The 17,541-nt window shown below is 69.1% G+C and carries 16 protein-coding genes; 5 read left to right on the plus strand and 11 right to left on the minus strand.

The features are described 5' to 3' along the window. Nucleotides 1–44: 44 nt before the first annotated feature. Nucleotides 45–953: a DMT family transporter gene (locus BLR91_RS15070; RefSeq protein ID WP_231918938.1), complete on the minus strand. Its 909-nt coding sequence runs from the start codon at nucleotides 951–953 to the stop codon at nucleotides 45–47. A gap of 145 nt (nucleotides 954–1,098) precedes the next feature. Between BLR91_RS15070 and BLR91_RS15075 the strand changes: the two genes are divergently transcribed. Beyond that, the gene (locus tag BLR91_RS15075; RefSeq protein ID WP_043742045.1) at nucleotides 1,099–2,019 is read left to right on the plus strand and encodes a LysR family transcriptional regulator; all 921 of its coding nucleotides are present in this window, start codon (nucleotides 1,099–1,101) and stop codon (nucleotides 2,017–2,019) included. A 123-nt stretch (nucleotides 2,020–2,142) separates the two neighbouring features. Continuing rightward, nucleotides 2,143–3,468, plus strand: coding sequence for an enolase C-terminal domain-like protein (locus BLR91_RS15080; RefSeq protein ID WP_089880689.1), 1,326 nt, complete (start codon nucleotides 2,143–2,145; stop codon nucleotides 3,466–3,468). A gap of 37 nt (nucleotides 3,469–3,505) precedes the next feature. Here the strand turns inward: BLR91_RS15080 and BLR91_RS15085 are convergent, their stop codons facing one another. From BLR91_RS15085 to BLR91_RS15105, 5 genes are all read right to left on the minus strand, one after another. Continuing rightward, on the minus strand, nucleotides 3,506–4,663 hold the full coding sequence (locus BLR91_RS15085) for a serine hydrolase domain-containing protein (protein WP_089880685.1): 1,158 nt from the start codon (nucleotides 4,661–4,663) through the stop codon (nucleotides 3,506–3,508). Continuing rightward, complete coding sequence (locus tag BLR91_RS15090) at nucleotides 4,660–5,652, minus strand: glycosyl hydrolase family 32 (protein ID WP_089880682.1); 993 nt, start codon at nucleotides 5,650–5,652, stop codon at nucleotides 4,660–4,662. The genes BLR91_RS15085 and BLR91_RS15090 overlap by 4 nt, the downstream gene beginning before the upstream one ends. Before the next feature lie 3 nt (nucleotides 5,653–5,655). Next, complete coding sequence (locus BLR91_RS15095) at nucleotides 5,656–6,480, minus strand: carbohydrate ABC transporter permease (protein ID WP_089880677.1); 825 nt, start codon at nucleotides 6,478–6,480, stop codon at nucleotides 5,656–5,658. After that, a complete protein-coding gene (locus BLR91_RS15100; RefSeq protein WP_089880673.1) occupies nucleotides 6,477–7,349 on the minus strand; it encodes a carbohydrate ABC transporter permease in 873 nt (290 codons plus the stop codon). Before BLR91_RS15100 ends, BLR91_RS15095 begins: the two co-directional genes overlap by 4 nt. 131 nt (nucleotides 7,350–7,480) lie before the next feature. Next, nucleotides 7,481–8,833 (minus strand): ABC transporter substrate-binding protein, encoded by a 1,353-nt coding sequence (locus BLR91_RS15105; protein WP_231371105.1) that lies wholly within the window; start codon nucleotides 8,831–8,833, stop codon nucleotides 7,481–7,483. A gap of 157 nt (nucleotides 8,834–8,990) precedes the next feature. Between BLR91_RS15105 and BLR91_RS15110 the strand changes: the two genes are divergently transcribed. Then, a complete protein-coding gene (locus BLR91_RS15110; RefSeq protein WP_089880669.1) occupies nucleotides 8,991–10,013 on the plus strand; it encodes a LacI family DNA-binding transcriptional regulator in 1,023 nt (340 codons plus the stop codon). A gap of 15 nt (nucleotides 10,014–10,028) precedes the next feature. Here BLR91_RS15110 and BLR91_RS15115 read toward each other — a convergent pair whose 3' ends face one another. From BLR91_RS15115 to BLR91_RS15135, 5 genes are all read right to left on the minus strand, one after another. Then, nucleotides 10,029–11,126, minus strand: a complete 1,098-nt coding sequence (locus BLR91_RS15115; protein ID WP_089880665.1) for a glycoside hydrolase family 172 protein — start codon at nucleotides 11,124–11,126, stop codon at nucleotides 10,029–10,031. Between the two features lie 47 nt (nucleotides 11,127–11,173). Beyond that, entirely contained in the window at nucleotides 11,174–12,085 is a 912-nt protein-coding gene (locus tag BLR91_RS15120; RefSeq protein ID WP_089880662.1) for a carbohydrate ABC transporter permease, read from the minus strand. Further along, entirely contained in the window at nucleotides 12,082–12,939 is an 858-nt protein-coding gene (locus tag BLR91_RS15125; protein ID WP_089880660.1) for a carbohydrate ABC transporter permease, read from the minus strand. The genes BLR91_RS15120 and BLR91_RS15125 overlap by 4 nt, the downstream gene beginning before the upstream one ends. Nucleotides 12,940–13,087: 148 nt before the next feature. Further along, entirely contained in the window at nucleotides 13,088–14,428 is a 1,341-nt protein-coding gene (locus tag BLR91_RS15130) for an ABC transporter substrate-binding protein (protein ID WP_089880656.1), read from the minus strand. 161 nt (nucleotides 14,429–14,589) lie between these two features. After that, on the minus strand, nucleotides 14,590–15,627 hold the full coding sequence (locus BLR91_RS15135; RefSeq protein ID WP_018189683.1) for a LacI family DNA-binding transcriptional regulator: 1,038 nt from the start codon (nucleotides 15,625–15,627) through the stop codon (nucleotides 14,590–14,592). A gap of 171 nt (nucleotides 15,628–15,798) precedes the next feature. Between BLR91_RS15135 and BLR91_RS15140 the strand changes: the two genes are divergently transcribed. Further along, the gene (locus BLR91_RS15140) at nucleotides 15,799–16,500 is read left to right on the plus strand and encodes a YoaK family protein (protein ID WP_089880652.1); all 702 of its coding nucleotides are present in this window, start codon (nucleotides 15,799–15,801) and stop codon (nucleotides 16,498–16,500) included. 37 nt (nucleotides 16,501–16,537) lie between these two features. After that, entirely contained in the window at nucleotides 16,538–17,533 is a 996-nt protein-coding gene (locus BLR91_RS15145) for a class I mannose-6-phosphate isomerase (protein ID WP_231918940.1), read from the plus strand. The last annotated feature ends 8 nt before the right edge of the window (nucleotides 17,534–17,541 follow it).

A 17,541-nucleotide genomic window follows, 5' to 3' on the forward strand; every position in this document is an offset into this window, starting at 1 on the left:
GGTCCCTCTTCCCGTCGCGCTTTCTCCACTGCTCGATTCCACGATCAGCGCTCGATGGATACCGTCGCCGGCTGACGGCGATGGGCGCGCCGGACGAGGCGTGCGCCCTGCGAGATCACGACGACGCCTGCGATCACGATGAGGCCGCCGATCAGTTCGGTGGGGAGCGGGATCTCGCCCAGCCAGACCCAGGCGATGAACACCGCGATCGGCGGGACGAGGTAGAGCAGAGAGGTCGCGATCGCCACCGGGAGATGGCCGACCGCGTAGCCCCAGAGCACGAACCCGAGCGCGGACGGCAGAAGACCGAGGTAGACGGCCGCTATCCATCCTGTCGGCGACGCCTCGACCAGCCGCCCCCACCCGAACGGGACGAGGGGCAGCGTCATCGCGGTGCCGGCGACCATCGTGTAGGTGGCGACCTCGAGACCGGTGTAGGTCTTCAACAGCGGCCGCTGCAGGGGATGATAGATGCCCTGTACGACCATCGCCGCGACGACGATCCACACGGAGGCGGACAGCGACACGCCTGCTCGCGCCAGGCACACAACGGCCACCCCCGCCAGGGCGATCAGGCTGCCGACGACGGTGAACCGCGTGACGGGTTCGCGGAAGAGGAGGAAGGCGACCGCGACCGAGACGAGCGGTGCGGCCGCGACGATGATGCTCGCCGTCCCCGCAGGCACGTGCAGCTCGCTCTCGTTGAGGAGTAGCTGGTAGGCGGTCATCCCGAAGAATCCAGCGGCGACGATCCAACCGAAATCGCGCGGCCTCGGGAGCCTGACCCGCTTCACCGCTGCGAACGCCAGGAGCGCGATCATCGCCACCGCGAGTCTGACGAACGAGAGCCCGATCACACCGAAGGCCGGCGCGGCCACCTGGATAGCAGGGAAGGCGCTGGCCCACAGCACGACGACGGCCAGACCGGCCAAGACTCCGCGATTCGCTTTCACTCTCCAAGGATTCTTGACGCGTTCCATACAGCACAAGTGAATAATCTTTATGCGATAACTCACTCACGCTTAGTTTTGTGTGACGTTCTCGCCGTCTGAGCTCAGCATCGATTCGGCCTTAAGCTCTGAATGCTAAAGTTCACAGATGATAGATGTACGCAAGCTCCGGATGCTCGCCGACTTGGATCGGCTGGGGACCATCGCGGCGGTCGCCGAGGAGCTTCAGCTGACGGCGCCCGGCATCTCGATGCAGCTCTCTGCCCTGGAGAAGGAGCTCGGCGTCACCCTCACCGAGCGTCAGGGGCGGCGCCTGGCGCTCACGCCAGCCGGGAGACTGCTCGCCGAGCACGGGCGGGATGTACTGGACCGGCTCTCGCTCGCCGAGCTCGAGGTGGAATCCCTCCGACTCGGGAGGGCCGGAACCTACCGGCTCGCCGCCTTCCCTTCGGCTGCCCGGACTTTCGTCGCCGACACCTGGAGGCACCTGTCCGAGCACTCCGGCATCCAGCTGAACCTGAGCACGCCGGAGCCGGCGGAAGCCCTCGCGAATCTGCTCAGCGGGCTCTCGGATGTGGCCGTCGTCCACTCGTACTCCAATGTCCCCCGCCGCCTCCCGGACGGCATCGTGGGCCGCCGGCTCGTCAGCGAGCGGGTCTGGCTGGCGATCCGCGCCGACGACGACGCGGCGGCTCCGATGGTTGACATCGCCGATCTCTCCGAGCACTCGTGGGTGGCGCCGCAGGCGGACTTGACCTGCTATGAGATGGTGGATCGCGCCTGCGGGCTGGCCGGCTTCCGGCCGAGGGTCGTGGCCGAGAGCGTCGACTTCGCCGCACAGCTCGAACTCGTCGCCGCGGGAGCCGGTGTCGCGCTCGTGCCTGGACTCACCGTCCCGTCGGTCCCTGAGGGCGTGACACTGTGCGCGCCCACACTCCCGCTGCAGCGGCACATCGACGTCGCCTACCGCTCCTCCCTCCGCGGCGACGCCGGGGTGGAGCGCATCGCCGAGGTGCTGGCGGCGACCGCAAAGGATCACGTGCGACGCACCCCGTTGGCGCACGCCTGAGTCACCCCGCCGACCACTCCACCTCCTGCCCGGTCGCACTTCCCGCGTGCACGATGTGTCTTGCTGGCGCTTAGAGGCTATATCCAATAGGATATTGAGTAAGACGAGCGAGAGGACAACGGAGTGAGCATCGTCACGGGCTTCGAGACCCTGGATGTGCGGTTCGAGACATCCGCCCTGCTGGACGGGTCGGACGCGATGAACCCGGACCCGGACTACTCCGCCGCCTACCTGCGCGTTACGACCGACGCCCCGAACGGCCACGAGGGCCACGCCTTCGTGTTCACCATCGGACGCGGCAACGACGTCCAGGTCGCCGCCATCGAGGCCATCGCCCACCGCGTGGAGGGCAGGAACGTCGAGGCGATCCTGGACGACCTCGGCGGGTTCTGGCGCGAGTTCGTCCACGACTCGCAGCTGCGCTGGCTCGGCCCCGAGAAGGGCGTCATGCACATGGCCATCGGCGCCGTCGTGAACGCGTTCTGGGATCTCAAGGCCAAGCGCGCGGGTCTTCCCCTCTGGCAGCTGCTGTCCCGCATGTCGCCGGAGGAGCTCGTCTCGCTCGTCGACTTCCGGTACCTCACCGACGCGCTCACCCCCAAGCAGGCGCTCGAGCTGCTGCGCGCGGCGGAACCAGGCCGTGCTGCGCGCGAGGCCGAACTGCTCGCGGACGGGTATCCCGGATACACGACGACACCCGGCTGGCTCGGCTACTCCGACGAGAAGCTGCGGCGCCTGGCGCGCGAGGCCGTCGACGACGGCTTCACGCAGATCAAGCTCAAGGTCGGCGACCGGCTCGATGACGACCTCCGCCGCCTCCGCGTGGCCCGCGACACGGTCGGCCCCGACATCCGGATCGCCATCGACGCCAACCAGCGCTGGGATCGCGACCAGGCCATCGAGTGGATCCGCGCCCTCCAGCCCTTCGACCTCGCCTGGGTCGAGGAGCCCACCAGCCCGGACGACGTCCTCGCCCACGCGGCGATCGCCCGGGCCGTGGCGCCGGTGCCGATCGCGACCGGCGAGCACGGCATGAGCCGGGTGCTGTTCAAGCAGCTGCTGCAGGCGGGCGCCGCATCCATCGTCCAGATCGACTCCACCCGCGTCGCCGGGGTCAACGAGAACATCGCGATCCTGCTGCTCGCGGCGAAGTTCGGCGTCCCCGTCTGCCCGCACGCCGGCGGCGTCGGCCTGTGCGAGGCGGTACAGCACTTCTCGATGTTCGACTTCGTCGCCGTCTCGGGCAGCCAGGAGGGCCGGATGATCGAGTACACGACGCACCTGCACGAGCACTTCGTCACCCCGGCCGAGGTGACCCGCGGACGTTACCGCGCGCCGCTGGCCCCGGGCATCGGGATGGAGATGCTCGCCTCGTCCCTCCACGAGCACGAGGTCGGTCGCGAATTCCGCGGCGAAGTGCACGTAGTGGCGGCTATCCCGGCGGAATAACCACCACTACGTGCACTTCGGCGGAGGGTGGGGCTGGCTAACCCGCGAGCGTGCGCTTCAGCGCCGCGACGATGTTCGTCGCCCGCTCGTCGGCTCCCGCCTCCATCCAGTTGGTGACGAACGCGAACCCGACGCGCGCGTCGCGGTCGGCGAAGGCGACCTGTCCACCGGCTCCGTCGTGTCCCAGGCTCGACGGACCGAGGTACCGCCGCGCCTCCGAGTCCAGCTGGAAGCTGCGCGCCCACCGGGGCCACGGCCCGGGAGTCGGGAACACCGGCTCACCGCCACTCATCGGGATGAGACCCGCATCCAGCACATCGTCGTCCAGCACCCGGACGCCGTCGGTCTCGACGACAGTCGACGACCAGAGGGACGCGAGGGCGTCCGCGGTGGCGATCCCGCCGGCGCCGGGGATCTGCGCGGCCCGGACCCGAGAGTCGTTGAAGCCGCCCTCCGGCGTCACGAGCTCCGGCGGGAAGGCGTCCCCGAGCGTCATCGCGAGGGCCGTCCAGGGCGACTCCGCCTGCTCCAGCTGCTCTCCGGCCTCGCGCTGGCTCTCCGACGCCTGCAGGTGCGCGACGCGATCGGCGCGGCCGGCCGGCAGCCCGATCCACAGGTTGTCCGACCAGGGCGCGGCGACCGACGCCAGGTAGGCGCCGGGCATCGTGGAGGTGACGCGGCGGACGAGCTCGCCCGCCAGCCAGCCGTGCGTGAGCGCGTGATAGGCGTAGCCGGAACCCGGCCTCCACAGCGGCTCCTGGGCGGCGAGGAACCCGGTGACCGTCTCCCAGTCGAGCGCCTGATCGAGAGTGAGCCGCTCGCGCAGGGCGGAGAGTCCGGCGCGGTGGGACAGCAGCTCGGCGACCGTCACGTCGCCCTTCCCGGCTGCGGCGAACTCGGGCCAGTAGCGGCTGACGGGCGCCTCGTAGTCGAGCAGGCCGTCCTGCACCAGTCGGGCGACGAGGATGGACATGACGCCCTTGGTGCACGAGAACACGACCGATGCCGTGTCCGCCGTCCATGCCTGTCCGTCGCGCTCATCCTTCACGCCGCCCCACAGCTGCACCACCCGCCGGCCGTCGATGCGGACCGAGAGGGCCGCGCCCATCGTCGGCCTCCCGGCGAAGGCGTCGGCGAACGCCGAGCCGACCTCCTCGAAGCCGGTCGCTGCGGTGCCCTCGATCACGTCGGTCATCTGGTCTTCGTCTCCGTTTCGTCGATCGCGGCTCTCGGCCGCATCCCTCCGGAGCCGTCCGGCTCCGTCGTCAGCCTGATCGGGTCGGTGATCCGGCCGCCGAAACCGCCCGCCTCCCCGGTGTTCTCGAACGCCAGGAGGTGCGGCGACCCATCGCGATCGACCACCACGCGCCCTGCGTAGTAACGCTCGTCCAAAAGTAGGTCGGCCGCCTCGAGCTCGAACGGCCCGACCGGCGACGCCGATGGCGCGATCCAGATCCCGCCGGGGCCGCCCGACCGTTCGCCGGCGAGATGCGCCGTGTCGCACGAGAACAGCAGCCAATCGCGGCCGTCCAGCCGGACGCTCTGCGGCACCTCCAGGTGCGCGAACCCCGCTCCCGACTCCGTCAGGGGCGACTGCACCCGCCAGTCGACGAGGTCGGGCGATACCGCGTGGCCCACCACGCCGCGGTCACGGACCGACGCGCCGTCGCGCACGCGAGCCGTGATCAGCATGTGCCAGCCATCGCCGGCGGCATCGCGGAACACCCACGGATCGCGCCACGCCTCCTCATGCCAGGTGCGGTCCGGCAGCACCTCGTACCAGCGCGGGTCGGCCTGCAGCCGCAGCCGATCGTCCTTGCGCCAGTGGAACAGGTCGTCGGACACCGCGACGCCGATGGTCTCGATGTTGGTGATCTCGGCCGCCGAGAGGAACGCCGATCCCGTGTAGAACATCCGCCAGGCGCCGTCGTCGCCGCGGACGACGCTGCCCGTCCAGGTCGCCGAGGCGTCCAGGTCGCCCGGACCGCCGGGGCCCAGCACCGTCCCGTGATCGTCCCAGACGACGAGGTCGGCCGAGGTGGCGTGCCCGATCCGGGCGTTGCGGTGCCGCAGGTCCGGGTCGACCAGCGACACCGGCGCGTGCAGGTAGAACAGGTGGAAGAGGTCGCCGTCGTCGGCGACCCAGAAATCCCAGACCCAATGACCGTCTCTGCTGAACCCCATCCGTCAGCCCTTGACCGCGCCCTGGATGAGCGCCTTGATGAACTGGCGCTGGAAGATGACGAAGACCAGGATCGTCGGCAGGATGATGATCAGCGCTCCCGCGTTCAGCAGCGGGATGCTGAGGCTGTACTGCCCCTGGAAGAACGTCAGCGCTCCGGCCACCGTGCGCTGCAGCGGGTCGGCGATGAGCACGACGGGCAGCAGGAACTGGTTCCACGTCCACAGGAACAGCAGGATGCCGAGCGCCGACAGCGCCGGACGCGCGAGGGGAAGGTGGATGAGCCGGAGCTCCTGCCACATCCCGGCGCCGTCGACCCGCGCCGCCTCGGACAGCTCGGTGGGCACTCCGACGAAGTGGGCGCGCATCCAGAACACGCTGAACGGCATGAACAGCCCGATCAGCGGGAGGATGATCGCCCACTGTGTGTTCAGCACGTTGAGCGACTGCATCTCGTAGTAGAGCGGGATGATCAGCGCCTCGAACGGGATGGTGAGCCCGAGCACGAACAGGATCAGCAGGGCGCGGGACCCCTTCATCCGGAGGCTGCCGAGCGCGTAGCCGGCGAGGCTCGCGATGACGAGGCTAATCGGCACGACGCCGAGCACGATGAGGGCGCTCGACCCGAGGAGCTCCCAGACATGACCGGTGTTGAACGCCTCGACGAAGTTGCCCCACTGCGGGTTCGGCGGCCACGCGAGACCGGTCGGGTTGACGTCGGCCGGCTGCAGCGCCGCCGACACCATGTTCAGCAGCGGGATGACGGTGAGCACGAGCACGAGGACGAGCAGCACGCGGCCGGTCCACTTCTCGACGGGATTGACGATCATTGGTCACGGACTTTCGAGAGGCGCTGGATCGGGAGGACGACCACGAGGACGAGGATCATGAGCACGATGCCGAAGGCGGATGCCAGCCCCACCTCGCTCTGCGTGAACCCGATCCGGTAGATGGAGATGCCGGGCACCAGGGTGGCTCGACCGGGACCGCCGAGGGTGGTCGTGTAGATGATGTCGAAGCTGCTGAGCGCGGCGATGATCGTGATGGTGATGAGCACAGCCAGCTCCTGGCGGAGGCCGGGGAGGGTGATCGTGAAGAACTCGCGCCACCAGCCGGCCCCGTCGAGCCGTGCGGCCTCGTAGAGGGAGGCGTCGATCTTGCCGATGCCGGTGAGGAGCAGGACGGTGCACAGGCCGGTCAGCGTCCACGAGCCGATCAGCCCGACGGCCGGGAGGGCGGTCTGGTAGTCGCCGAGCCACGGGCGCGCGAGACCGCCCAGCCCGATCCATCCCAGGATCTGGTTGACCGCGCCGGTCTGGGCGTACATCCACGACCAGGCGATGCCGGCCGCGGCGAGCGGGATGATCTGCGGGAGGAAGAGCACCGTCTGCGAGAGGCTCGAGAAGAACCCGGCCCGGATGGAGCGGATGAGCGTGGCGAGCACGAGCCCCGCCACCACCGGGATGACGGTGAAGAACGCGATGAGGATGAACGCGTTCCGGATGGCGCCGAGGAGGTCGGGATCGGTGAACACCGTCAGGTAGTTCGAGAGCCCGACCCAGGTCGAGGCGCCGATCCCGTTCCAGTCGTAGAACGAGTACTGGACGCCCTGGATGAGCGGCCAGAGCACGAACGCGGCGTAGAAGAACAGGGCGGGAGCGACGAGCAGCCAGCCGATCCGTCTCGTGCGTCCGGCCATCCGCTTCCGGGTGGCCGGACGCACAGGGGTCCCGGATGCGGCCCCGCGCGAACCGTCGCGAACCGCCCGTCGCGCCGACGGGGTATGGCGGGTCGTGTCGTCGCCCGCGCGGGGTCGCACCGAGGTCATCGTTACTTCTTCACTTCCTGCTCGTAGAACGCCTGCACCTTGTCGACGAACTCCTGGCCGCTGATCTTGCTGGTCACCAGCAGCTGCGACTCGGGGATGATCGCGCCGGCGTAGATGCCCGCCGTGGTGTTCGCCATGAAGTCGACCTGGCCGTCCTCCTTGGCGATCTGGGCCGCCGCCGCGAGGACCTGCTCCGTGATGGAGCCCTTCTCGACCTTCGGCTGGGCCTGCGCCGGGTCACCGCCGGGGGCGGCGCCGGTGACGTCGACCACGATCTGGCGCGCCTTGTCGTTGGTGTGCACCCAGTTCAGGAAGTAGGCGACCTCGTTGAGGTGCTTCGACTTCGCCGCGGCCGAGAACGAGTTGGCCGCACCCATCGCGACGTGGTCTCCGCCCTTCTCCGCCGGGGGCACCAGGAAGAACGTGAGGTCCTTACCGAGCTTCTTGGCGTAGTTCGCGGCCTCCCAGTTGCCGTTGAACGTGAAGACGCCCCCGCCGTCCTGGAAGCGGCTGACGAACGTGAAGTAGTCGAGCGCGTTGATGTCCGATGGGAAGTACCCGGCGTCCGCCCACTTCCGGATGAGCTCGGCGCCCTTCACGTTGCCCGCGGTGTTGTAGGTCGCGCCCGGCTTGTTGAACATCCAGTCGAGGAACTCCTGCTTGTCGGCGTACTGGTTCATCGCCGCCTGGACGGTGAAGTTGACCACGCCGTCCTTGTCGCCCTCGACGAGAGGCGCGATGCCGGCCGCCTTGGCCTTCGCGAAGTCGGCCTCGAGTTCTCCGAGGGTCTCCGGCGGAGCGGTGATCCCGGCCTGGGCGGCGAGCTTCGTGTTCATGAAGATGCCCGTGACGCTGTAGCCGAGGCCCAGCTGGTAGAGCGAACCGCTGCCGCGCACGCCGTCCTTGGTCATGCGCAGCGGGGCGAGCTGGGCCGGGGACCACTTGTCCCAGCCGTACGCCGTGAAGAAGGGATCGAGGTTGGCCACCAGGCCGTCCTTCACCGTGTCGCCGAGGGTGGGGAGGCGGATGAGGTCGGGCGGCGTGGAGCTGGCGAGCAGCTTGGGGGCGTTGGCCGTGAGGTTCTGGAACGTGTCGCGGGTGATCTTGAACGTGATGTTCGGGTGCTGCTTGGTGAACTCCTTGGTCAGGTCGTCCGTCAGCGGGAACCCGGTCTCGTCGGCGATCGTCAGCTGGACCTTGTCCGACGTGAGCTTCGTGCTGACGTCGGTCGCGGTGGTCGCGCCGGAGGTGGAGGATCCGGGCGCGCAGCCGGTGAAGACGAGTGCGGTGAGCGAGGCGATGAGGCCGGCGGCTGCTGCGCCGCGCACCCTCCGCCCGCGAGATGTTGTGGACATGCAGGACTCCTTCGTCGACAGGATGGGTCGATACCGATCCCAGTGCTAAATGCTTTCAGCAGGCCCTATACTGAGATACGTCGCGCACATTGTCAACTGCGTTCCGCGAACGGCGCACCCAAGCGGCTACCATCCCGAACAGGAGGAGGACGTCTCGATGCTGAGCAAGCGCGTGACCCTGGCCGACGTCGCCAGGAAGGCGGGCCTCTCCGTCTCCGCCGCATCCATGATCCTTAACGGCCGCCCGGACACACGCCTCTCGCAGGACGCCCACGACCGCGTCCACGCGGCCGCCGCCGAGCTCGGCTACCGGCCCAACGTCGCGGCCCGCGGGCTCAAGACGGACAAGACGCACACGATCGCGTTCATCTCCGACGTCGTCGCCACCACCCGCTTCGCCTCCGGGCTCATCAAGGGAGCCCTGAACGCGGCCGAGACGGCGGGCCACGTCATGATGGTGCTCGAGACGGACGGCGAACCGAAGCGCGAGACCGAGGCGATCGGCGCAGCGCTCGACCGGCAGGTCGACGGCATCGTCTTCGCGACGATGCGTGCGAGGGAGCTGTTCCTCCCCGACATGCGGATCGAGACCCCGGTGGTCATGCTGAACGCGACGAACGCGCGCTTCCCGCACGCGGTGCTGCCGGACGAGTACGGCGGCGGCCGGTCAGCCGTCCACGTGCTGGCGGACGCCGGCTTCCGCGACGGCATCGCGCTCCTCGGCCAGAGCGACGCGAAGGAGAAGGGGCTGTTCCGCTCCGCGACCGTCGCACAGCGCGTCGCGGGCATCCGCGACACGATGGCGGAGCTCGACCTCGACTTCGTCTCCGAGACGTCCGTGTGGCTGTGGGAGCCCGGCGAGGGCTACGAGGCGACCAGGAAGCTGCTCCGCCGGAAGGACCGCCCGCAGGCCATCGTCGCGATGAACGACCGGCTGGCGTTCGGCGCTTACCAGGCCGTGAGTGAAGCGGGCCTACGCATCCCGGACGACCTCTCCATCGTCTCCTTCGACAACGATGAGCTCGCCGCCTACCTGCGACCCGGCCTGACGACCGTCGCCCTCCCCCACGAGGCGATGGGCGCCCGCTCGGTCGAGCTGCTGCTGCATCCCGGTCCGGCAGGCGAGGAGCTCATCCCGATGCCGGTCATCGAACGGGCGTCGGTCGCCGCCCGGGCCTGAGCTCCCCGCCGCGGATCAGCGCGGGACGCGGGCAGCCGCGTCCGGGAAAGCCGGCGCCTCCGCCCGCGGACCGGTCTGGTACCAGTAGGCCACGGAGAAGACGTCGTCGGTGCGCTCGAAGAGTCCCTTGTCCCAGACGCCGATCTGCTGCACGGTCACGCGCAGGTCGCTCTCGAAGAAGATCGGGTCGGGCAGGTGCCACCGGTACACCGCGTGCATGGGCGCCGTGGAGGTGATGAACGTACCCCCGCGCGTCTCGTCGCGGGTGCTGAAGAACGGATAGCCGCAGTACGGCGCACTGAACGTCAGCGGAACGGGCTCCGGATCGTGACGCAGTTCGTCCTGGAAGGCCCAGGCGCCGCCCGCGTAATCCTCGAGCCCGGTGCTGCACAGCGTCGCGAGGTCGGTGTCGCCGTCGACGAAGAACTTCACCTCGCCCTCACCCCACCAGTAGCGCGAGAGCGCGGCGATGCCGATGTAGGTGCCGAGGTAGCGGCCGCGTCCGGTGACGCCGTCGAGGATGACGTGGTCCTCCCCCAGTGCCGTGGTCGCATTGGAGCGCCGCCACTGCGCGTGGAACAGCGGCGTCCCCGCGGGGATGTCGTCCCCGACGGTGTAGTCGACCTGGAAGAAGACGTGGTCGACCGAGGCCGCGTGGTCGCTGTCCAGCACGATGCGAGCGCGCCGCCGGAACGGCATCGGGATGTACGAGTTCATCCCGCCGGTCGGCGCCACCACGATCGGCTCGGAGGTGACCAGCGCCCGCGCGGCGAAGCCGTTGCAGAAGAAGTCGCCGAGGGGCGCCTCGACCGCGGGCTGCTCCTCGTCGTCCCAGTACATCCGCAGCACCAGGTCGCGGAGCACGAACGGCCCCCCGTCGGTGCGGTCGGGGACCGTGATCCAGATGTGGCGGATGACGCCGGGCCCCTCGATGTCGGCGAGCGTCAGGCTGCCGCCGGCGGGCAGGGCCGCGTACGCGCTGCCCTTCCGGCCGGGGCCGAGGTGCGAACTCGCCGCCGCGGCCGCGCCCGGTGCGCCGGTGGGGTTCTCCGCGTTGATGGAGCGGGAGCGCACGCCGTCGGCGGCGAGCAGGTCGGACAGGGTGGGAAGCACGGTTCTCCTCAGGTCTGATGGGTGGATCGGATGGATGGGTCGGGCGGCTACTTGACCGAGCCGACGGTGACGCCGCGGCTCAGGGTGCGCTGGAAGATGATGAAGAACACCAGGGTGGGCAGCAGCGAGAGCAGCGACCCGGCGTTCAGCGAGGTGATGTCGATGGAGTTCTGACCCTGCAGGGTCGCCAGGGCGATCGGCACGGTCTGCACCGACTGGTCGGAGAGCAGGATGAGCGGGATGTAGAACTCGTTCCACGTCCAGACGAAGAAGAACACCATCAGCACCGAGAGCGTCGGCCGCATCACCGGGTAGACCACCGACCAGAGGATGCGCCAGCGTCCGGCGCCGTCGAGCGCGGCGGCCTCCAGCAGCGACGGCGGCAGCGTCGACATCACGCTCGACAGCAGGTAGGTTCCGAAGGCGGCCTGCAGCACGGTGAAGACGATGATGACGCTCCACACGGTGTTGAAGGTGCCGGTCGCCTGCGCCCCGTAGAACAGCGGGTAGATCAGCGCCTCCTGCGGCAGCATCGTCGCCAGCAGGAACACGGCGAGCAGCGCCGTGCTCCCGCGCACCCGGCCGACGCCGATCGCGTAGGCGCTGAGCAGCGAGACGAGCGTGCCCAGCAGAGCCACCAGCGTCGAGATGACCACCGAGTTCCACAGCGCGCGGAGGAAGTCGACGCGGTCGAGGTAGTCCTGGAACGACTGCAGGCTCCAACTGGTCGGAAGCGCGAGCGGGCCGTGCGCCGAGTAGTCGGTGCCGGTCTTGAACGCATTGAGCACGAGCAGGACGAGGGGCGCGAGCATCACCAGCGCGATCAGCACGGCAGCAGCGAGGATGAGCCACCGGAGGGGCCGTCGCGGGCGGCGTCGGCGGGTGCCCGCGTGGACGGTCCGCTGCGGCGCATCGGCCCGGCGCGGACGGGAGTCGGTGGGTGCGGTCGTCGTGGTCATCCGGCGGCCTCCTCTCGGGCGCCCCGACGCTGGAGCCAGAGCATGACGCCGGCGACGAGGAAGATGACGATGGACATGGCGGTCGCGATGGCGGAGCCGTAGCCGACCTTGGAGAGCTCGAAGAAGTTCCGGTACGAGTAGTAGGACGGCACGACGGTCGAGCCCTCCGGCCCGCCTCCGGTGAGGATGAGGATGGGCGCGAAGACCTTGAGCGCCCCGACGGTCGCGGTGATCACCACGACGAACACTTCCGGCCGGATCTGCGGGACCGTGATGGCGCGGAACCGCCGCCACCAGCCGGCGCCGTCGAGGGAGGCCGCTTCGTACAGCTCCGGGTCCACGCGCTGGAGCGCGGCCATGAAGATCACGACCGGGTAGCCGAGCTGAAGCCAGATGAGCATGAGCATCACGGCGTAGATCGCGATGTTCGGGTCGCCGAGCCAGTCGGGCGGGCTCTTCACCCCGACTGCTTCGATCACGCTGTTCAGCAGGCCGTTCTGGGTGGCGAGCACCCAGCTCCAGATGAAGCCGGCCACCGCGATCGGGAGGATCTGCGGCAGGTAGTAGGTGGCTCGGAGGAACGCGGCCGTCCTGCCGCCGAACTCCCGGCCGATGTAGTCGAAGAGCATGGCCGCCAGCAGCAGCCCGAGCAGGGTGGGGACGATCACGATGCCGACGATCATGAAGATCGTGTTCGTGAACGCCAGCCAGAACTGCGAGTCGTGCAGCAGGTCCACATAGTTCTGCAGGCCGTTCCAGCGCATCGGGGCGATGCCGCCCTTCCAGCGGAACAGGCTGATGAACACGTTCACCGCGAACGGGAGGAGGACGATCACCGCCGTCCCGATGATCATCGGGAGGAGGTACATCCAGTAGCCGGCGCGTCGCGCTGACCGCCGTCGCCGCAGCGGGGGCGCCGCGGCTGGTGTCGCTGTCGTCATGTCATGTTCTCCGGATCCGGAGGGTGGGGCGGAGTCGCGTTCGGCGGCTCCGCCCCGCCGCTCAGCCCTGGTCGGTCGCCTTCTTGCCGTCGTCGTAGAACTTCTGCAGCTTCTGGATGTACTCGTCAGCCGTCTCGTTCTTGTTGGACATCGCGGCCATGTTGGTCTGGATGAAGTCCAGGAACCCCGGAACCGGGTAGTCCGGGTAGAACGTCAGGGTGTCCGCCTTGACGATCTCGTCGAAGCGCTCGGTGTACGCGCGGGTCACCGGGTCGGTGATCTTCGAGGAGTCGCCCGCGAGCGGAAGGCCGCCGAGTTCGCCGATCTTGTTCTGGACCTCCGGGCTCAGCGTCGTGTCGATCCAGTCGTAGGCGAGGTCCTTGTTCTTCGCCTTCGCGGGCACGCCCCACAGGTGGCCGGACGACCCCATCGACATGTTCGCGCCGGGGAGGGTGAAGTAGCCCCAGGCGAAGTCCTTCTGGTCCTTCACCCGTGAGAACACGCCGTTGTTCCAGATGAGCATCCCGGTCTTCCCGCTGAGGAAGTTGACGTTCGCCTGCTCGTAGGTGAGGCCGGCGAGGTCGGTGCCGAGGTAGCCCTTGTCGATCCAGTCCTGGAACTGCTCTGTGCCCTTCTTCCACGGGTCCACGGAGAAGTCGACCTTGCCCTTCAGGAACATGAAGTCGTCGATCTGCTTCCGGTCGGCGTAGGCGGAGACGAGCGAGTACCAGACCCACATCTGGTTGAAGCCCTGGTTGGTCGACGCAGAGGACGACACCGGCGTGATCCCGGCGGCCTGCAGCTTCTGCATCGCCGCGACGAACTCGTCCATGGTCTTCGGCTCGGCGGCGATGCCGGCCTTCGCGAACAGATCCTTGTTGTAGTAGAAGGTGACGTACTCGCCGATGTTGGGGATGCCGTACCAGTCGCCGGAGCCGGCTTTGCCCCGCTCGTCGTACTTGGCGAAGGACTGCATGCCGCCGGTGACCTTCTTGTCCCAGCCGTACTTCTCCACCTGGTCGTTCAGCGGCGTGAGCAGTCCCTGGCTGGCGAGCTGGCCGCCGTCGGCGTTGCCCTTGTTGAACTCGACGACGTCGGGCACCTTGTTGCCGCCGAGGGTGAGCTTGGCGTTCTTGCGGACGGCGTCGAAGCTGGTGGTCTGGAAGTCGACCTTCACGTCGGGATGCTTCTTCTTGAACATCTCGAGGGCGAGCTGCCAGCCCTGGCCCTGCGCCGTCTTCGGGTCCTCGTACTGGAGGATCGTGAACGTCTTGCCGGCGTCTCCGCCGCTGCCGCTGCCGCTGCTGCAGCCGACGAGGCCGGCGGCGGCCACGGCGACCGCCGCTGCGGCGGCGGCGAGGCGGGCGACGGTGCGGCCGCCCGGTTTCCGGGGTGTTGTCATTGCGTTGCTCCTTTGCATCGGGTGTTCAGAGTGCGTGTGTTCTGGGTGGTGCGGATGGTGGGCATGGTGAGGAGGACGGTGGGCGCGGGCAGGCTCGCGCCACCGGTGCCTCCGGTCGATGATTCGGGTGTGTGCGGCGGGATATGTGGGCCGGGATGCGGTCAGGTGCCGGAAGGCGGCCCGATCGAGTGCCGGAGGACGGGCGCACAGGGCATGAGGAAGCCTTCGCGCTCGGCCCCGTCGAGGGATCCGTCGAGCCGGCCGACCACGCGGCGCACCGCCCACGCGCCCATGTCGCGGTGCGGCAGCTGCACGGTCGTGAGGCCGGGGTCGAGCGCCTCGGCGACGAACTCCTGGTTGTCGAATCCGGCGATCGAGAGGTCGCCGGGGATGTCGAGCCCGAGGTGGCGCGCCACCTGGTAGAAGCCCATCGCGGTCTGATCGCTGAAGCAGAACACGGCGGTCGGCCTGTCCTCCCGGTCGAGCAGCTGCCGGGCCGGCTCGACGGCGAACCGCGTGGCCGCGTCCTCCGCGACCACGGTGAGGCTCTCGTCCCGGCGGAGGCCGGCCTCCGTCAGCGCCCGCTCGTGGCCGCGGGCGCGCAGCCGCGAGGCGATCGGGTAGGCGCGGACGTCGCAGAAGCCGATCCGGGTGTGACCGGCCTCGATGAGCAGGCGCGTCGAGGTGTAGGCACCCAATTCCTCGTCGGGCACGACGTAGTCGACCGTGGGATGCGCATCCTCCACGGAGGGACGCCCGTCGAGGATGACGACCGGCATCGTCGGCGGGACGAGCGGCAGCTCGACGAGCTTGTGGAAGTTGGTCGCGACGATGAGGCCCTCGATGTTGCGCTGCAGGAGGGACTGGACGGCCGGGGTCTGCACCTCGTCGTTGCCGTAGGTGTCGATGAGCATCAACATGAAGCCGCTGTCCCATGCCGCCTGCTGCGCGCCCGCGAGCATGTGACCGGAGAACGGCACCGTGGCGACCTGGTCGGACACCATCCCGATCGTGCGGCTCTGCTTGGTCTTGAGCGACCGGGCCAGCTGATTCGGCACGTAGCCGAGCTCGTCGGCGACCTGCTTGATGCGCTGCGCGACCGACGCGTTGACGCGGCCCTCACCGCGACCGCTGAGCACCAGGCTGACGCTCGACACGGAGACGCCGACGTGCGAGGCGATGTCCTTCATCGTCAGCATCGGCGCTCCTTCGCTCTGTGCGTCAATCGGTTGACTTCAATCGATTGACGTCACGCTATGAGCGTCAAACGCGTTGACGCAAACGCCCGTTACGAAGTCGTTATCCGCTCGCCCCGATGCGGGACTCCGTGCGCCCGCATGCGATCCTGTCAGCGGCATGAAGGAGGACCGATGACAGACGGCAGCAAGCGGCAGAGCGAGATGACCCTGGTGCTCATGCTCGCGCTCACCTTCTCGACCGGGATCGTCGACGCGGTCGGCTACCTCGGGCTCGACAAAGTGTTCGCGGGCAACATGACGGGCAACGTGGTGATCCTCGGGATGGCCATCGTGGGCGCCGACGGGTTGCCCTGGGTCGGGCCGCTGGTCGCGCTCATCGCCTTCATGGTGGGAGCCGTCATCGGCGGCCGGACGCTGCGCCGAGAGACGATCGGCTGGAACACGCGGACGAGCTGGTCCTTCACCGCTGTCGCCGCCGCCTTGGCGGTGCTCACCGGCGTCACGATCGCGACCGGCGGCGTCCCGCCGAAGCCGTGGGAGCTCGGCATCACCGTCCTGCTCGCCGCGGCGATGGGATTCCAGGCGGCCGTCGCCCGGCACCTGGCCGTCAAGGATGTGACCACGGTCGTCGTCACGTCCACCATCACCGGCCTCGCCGCCGACTCGGTGCTCGCCGGCGGTTCCGGCCAGCCGTGGCGCCGGCGCGCGGGCGCGGTCGTGCTCATCGCGCTGGGTGCACTGGTCGGGGCGCTGCTGCTGAGGTTCGGGATCGCCCTACCGCTCGGACTCGCCACGGTGGTGACCGCGGCTGCCGCCGTCGTCGGCCACTTCGCCGCCCATGAGGGGCGCCGCGTGGCGGCCGCGCGGGCGTGACGACCCGGCACTGCGCACGCGGTACTACTGTGTGTCGGTGACCACTGCGACGCCGCTCCTGCTCGGCCCGAACCAGCCTCTCGATCGGCCGTACCGGGGTGGCGCGGGCATCGCGCGCTTCCGCGGAACACCGCAGCCGAGCCCGTTCACGCCGGAGGACTTCGTCGCCTCGACCACCGAGGTCTTCGCGGGTGGCGGTGTCGGTCTCACCGTGCTGCCCGACGGCCGCACCCTGCGCGACGCGGTCGCGGCCGACCCCGTGTCCTTTCTCGGCGAGGAGCATGTCGCCCGCTTCGGCGCGCGCACGATGCTGCTCGTGAAGCTGCTCGATACCGCCGAGCGCCTCTTCGTCCACTACCACCCGGACGACGCGTTCGCCGATCGCCACCTGAACAGCCCGCTCGGCAAGACGGAGGCGTGGGCGGTCATCGAGGCCGAGCCCGGCGCCGCCGCGTTCCTCGGGTTCCGCCGACCCGTCTCGACCGACGAGGTGCGCGTCTGGTGGGACGGCCAGGATGCCGACGCGATGCTCGATGCGATGAACACCGTCCCGCTGGCCGCCGGTGACACGCTGCTCGTCCCGGCCGGGCTCGCGCACGCGATCGGCCCGGGTGTGACGCTCGTGGAGCTGCAGCAGCCCACCGACCTCTCCGTCCTGTTGGAGCGGCGGATGCTCTCCGAGCACGACGCGCTGCTCGGCCTCGACCTGGGGACCGCGATCGAGGGGCTGAACCGCGGCGTGACGCCCGAGGAGCGGATCGCCGCCCTGCGCCAGGGGCGCGGCGCAGAGACGCTGTTCCCCGGCGATGCCGATCCGTTCTTCGCGGCGGAACGCATCCGCGTCTCCGGCTCCCGCGAGCTCGACCCCGGGTTCTCGGTGCTCGTCGTGCTCGGCGGAGAGGGACGGCTGGAGACGGAAGGCGGCACGGTCGTGCCGCTAGGCCGCGGGGCGACGGTGCTCACCGCGTTCGCCGACGGCCCGATCGGGCTGAGTGGCGAGCTCGAGTTGATCCGCTGCCGCCCGCCGCGCTGAGCTGCACC

Origin of the sequence: Leifsonia sp. 466MF (assembly GCF_900100265.1) — a bacterium.
Lineage (GTDB): Bacteria > Actinomycetota > Actinomycetes > Actinomycetales > Microbacteriaceae > Leifsonia.

Excerpts from the sequence above, each read along its gene's own strand:
- BLR91_RS15075 (WP_043742045.1), top strand. The coding sequence starts at position 1,099 with ATGATAGATGTACGCAAGCTCCGGATGCTCGCCGACTTGGATCGGCTG.
- BLR91_RS15085 (WP_089880685.1), bottom strand. The coding sequence starts at position 4,663 with ATGACCGACGTGATCGAGGGCACCGCAGCGACCGGCTTCGAGGAGGTC.
- BLR91_RS15090 (WP_089880682.1), bottom strand. The coding sequence starts at position 5,652 with ATGGGGTTCAGCAGAGACGGTCATTGGGTCTGGGATTTCTGGGTCGCC.
- BLR91_RS15095 (WP_089880677.1), bottom strand. The coding sequence starts at position 6,480 with ATGATCGTCAATCCCGTCGAGAAGTGGACCGGCCGCGTGCTGCTCGTC.
- BLR91_RS15100 (WP_089880673.1), bottom strand. The coding sequence starts at position 7,349 with ATGGCCGGACGCACGAGACGGATCGGCTGGCTGCTCGTCGCTCCCGCC.
- BLR91_RS15105 (WP_231371105.1), bottom strand. The coding sequence starts at position 8,833 with ATGTCCACAACATCTCGCGGGCGGAGGGTGCGCGGCGCAGCAGCCGCC.
- BLR91_RS15110 (WP_089880669.1), top strand. The coding sequence starts at position 8,991 with ATGCTGAGCAAGCGCGTGACCCTGGCCGACGTCGCCAGGAAGGCGGGC.
- BLR91_RS15120 (WP_089880662.1), bottom strand. The coding sequence starts at position 12,085 with ATGACCACGACGACCGCACCCACCGACTCCCGTCCGCGCCGGGCCGAT.
- BLR91_RS15125 (WP_089880660.1), bottom strand. The coding sequence starts at position 12,939 with ATGATCATCGGGACGGCGGTGATCGTCCTCCTCCCGTTCGCGGTGAAC.
- BLR91_RS15130 (WP_089880656.1), bottom strand. The coding sequence starts at position 14,428 with ATGACAACACCCCGGAAACCGGGCGGCCGCACCGTCGCCCGCCTCGCC.
- BLR91_RS15135 (WP_018189683.1), bottom strand. The coding sequence starts at position 15,627 with ATGCTGACGATGAAGGACATCGCCTCGCACGTCGGCGTCTCCGTGTCG.
- BLR91_RS15140 (WP_089880652.1), top strand. The coding sequence starts at position 15,799 with ATGACAGACGGCAGCAAGCGGCAGAGCGAGATGACCCTGGTGCTCATG.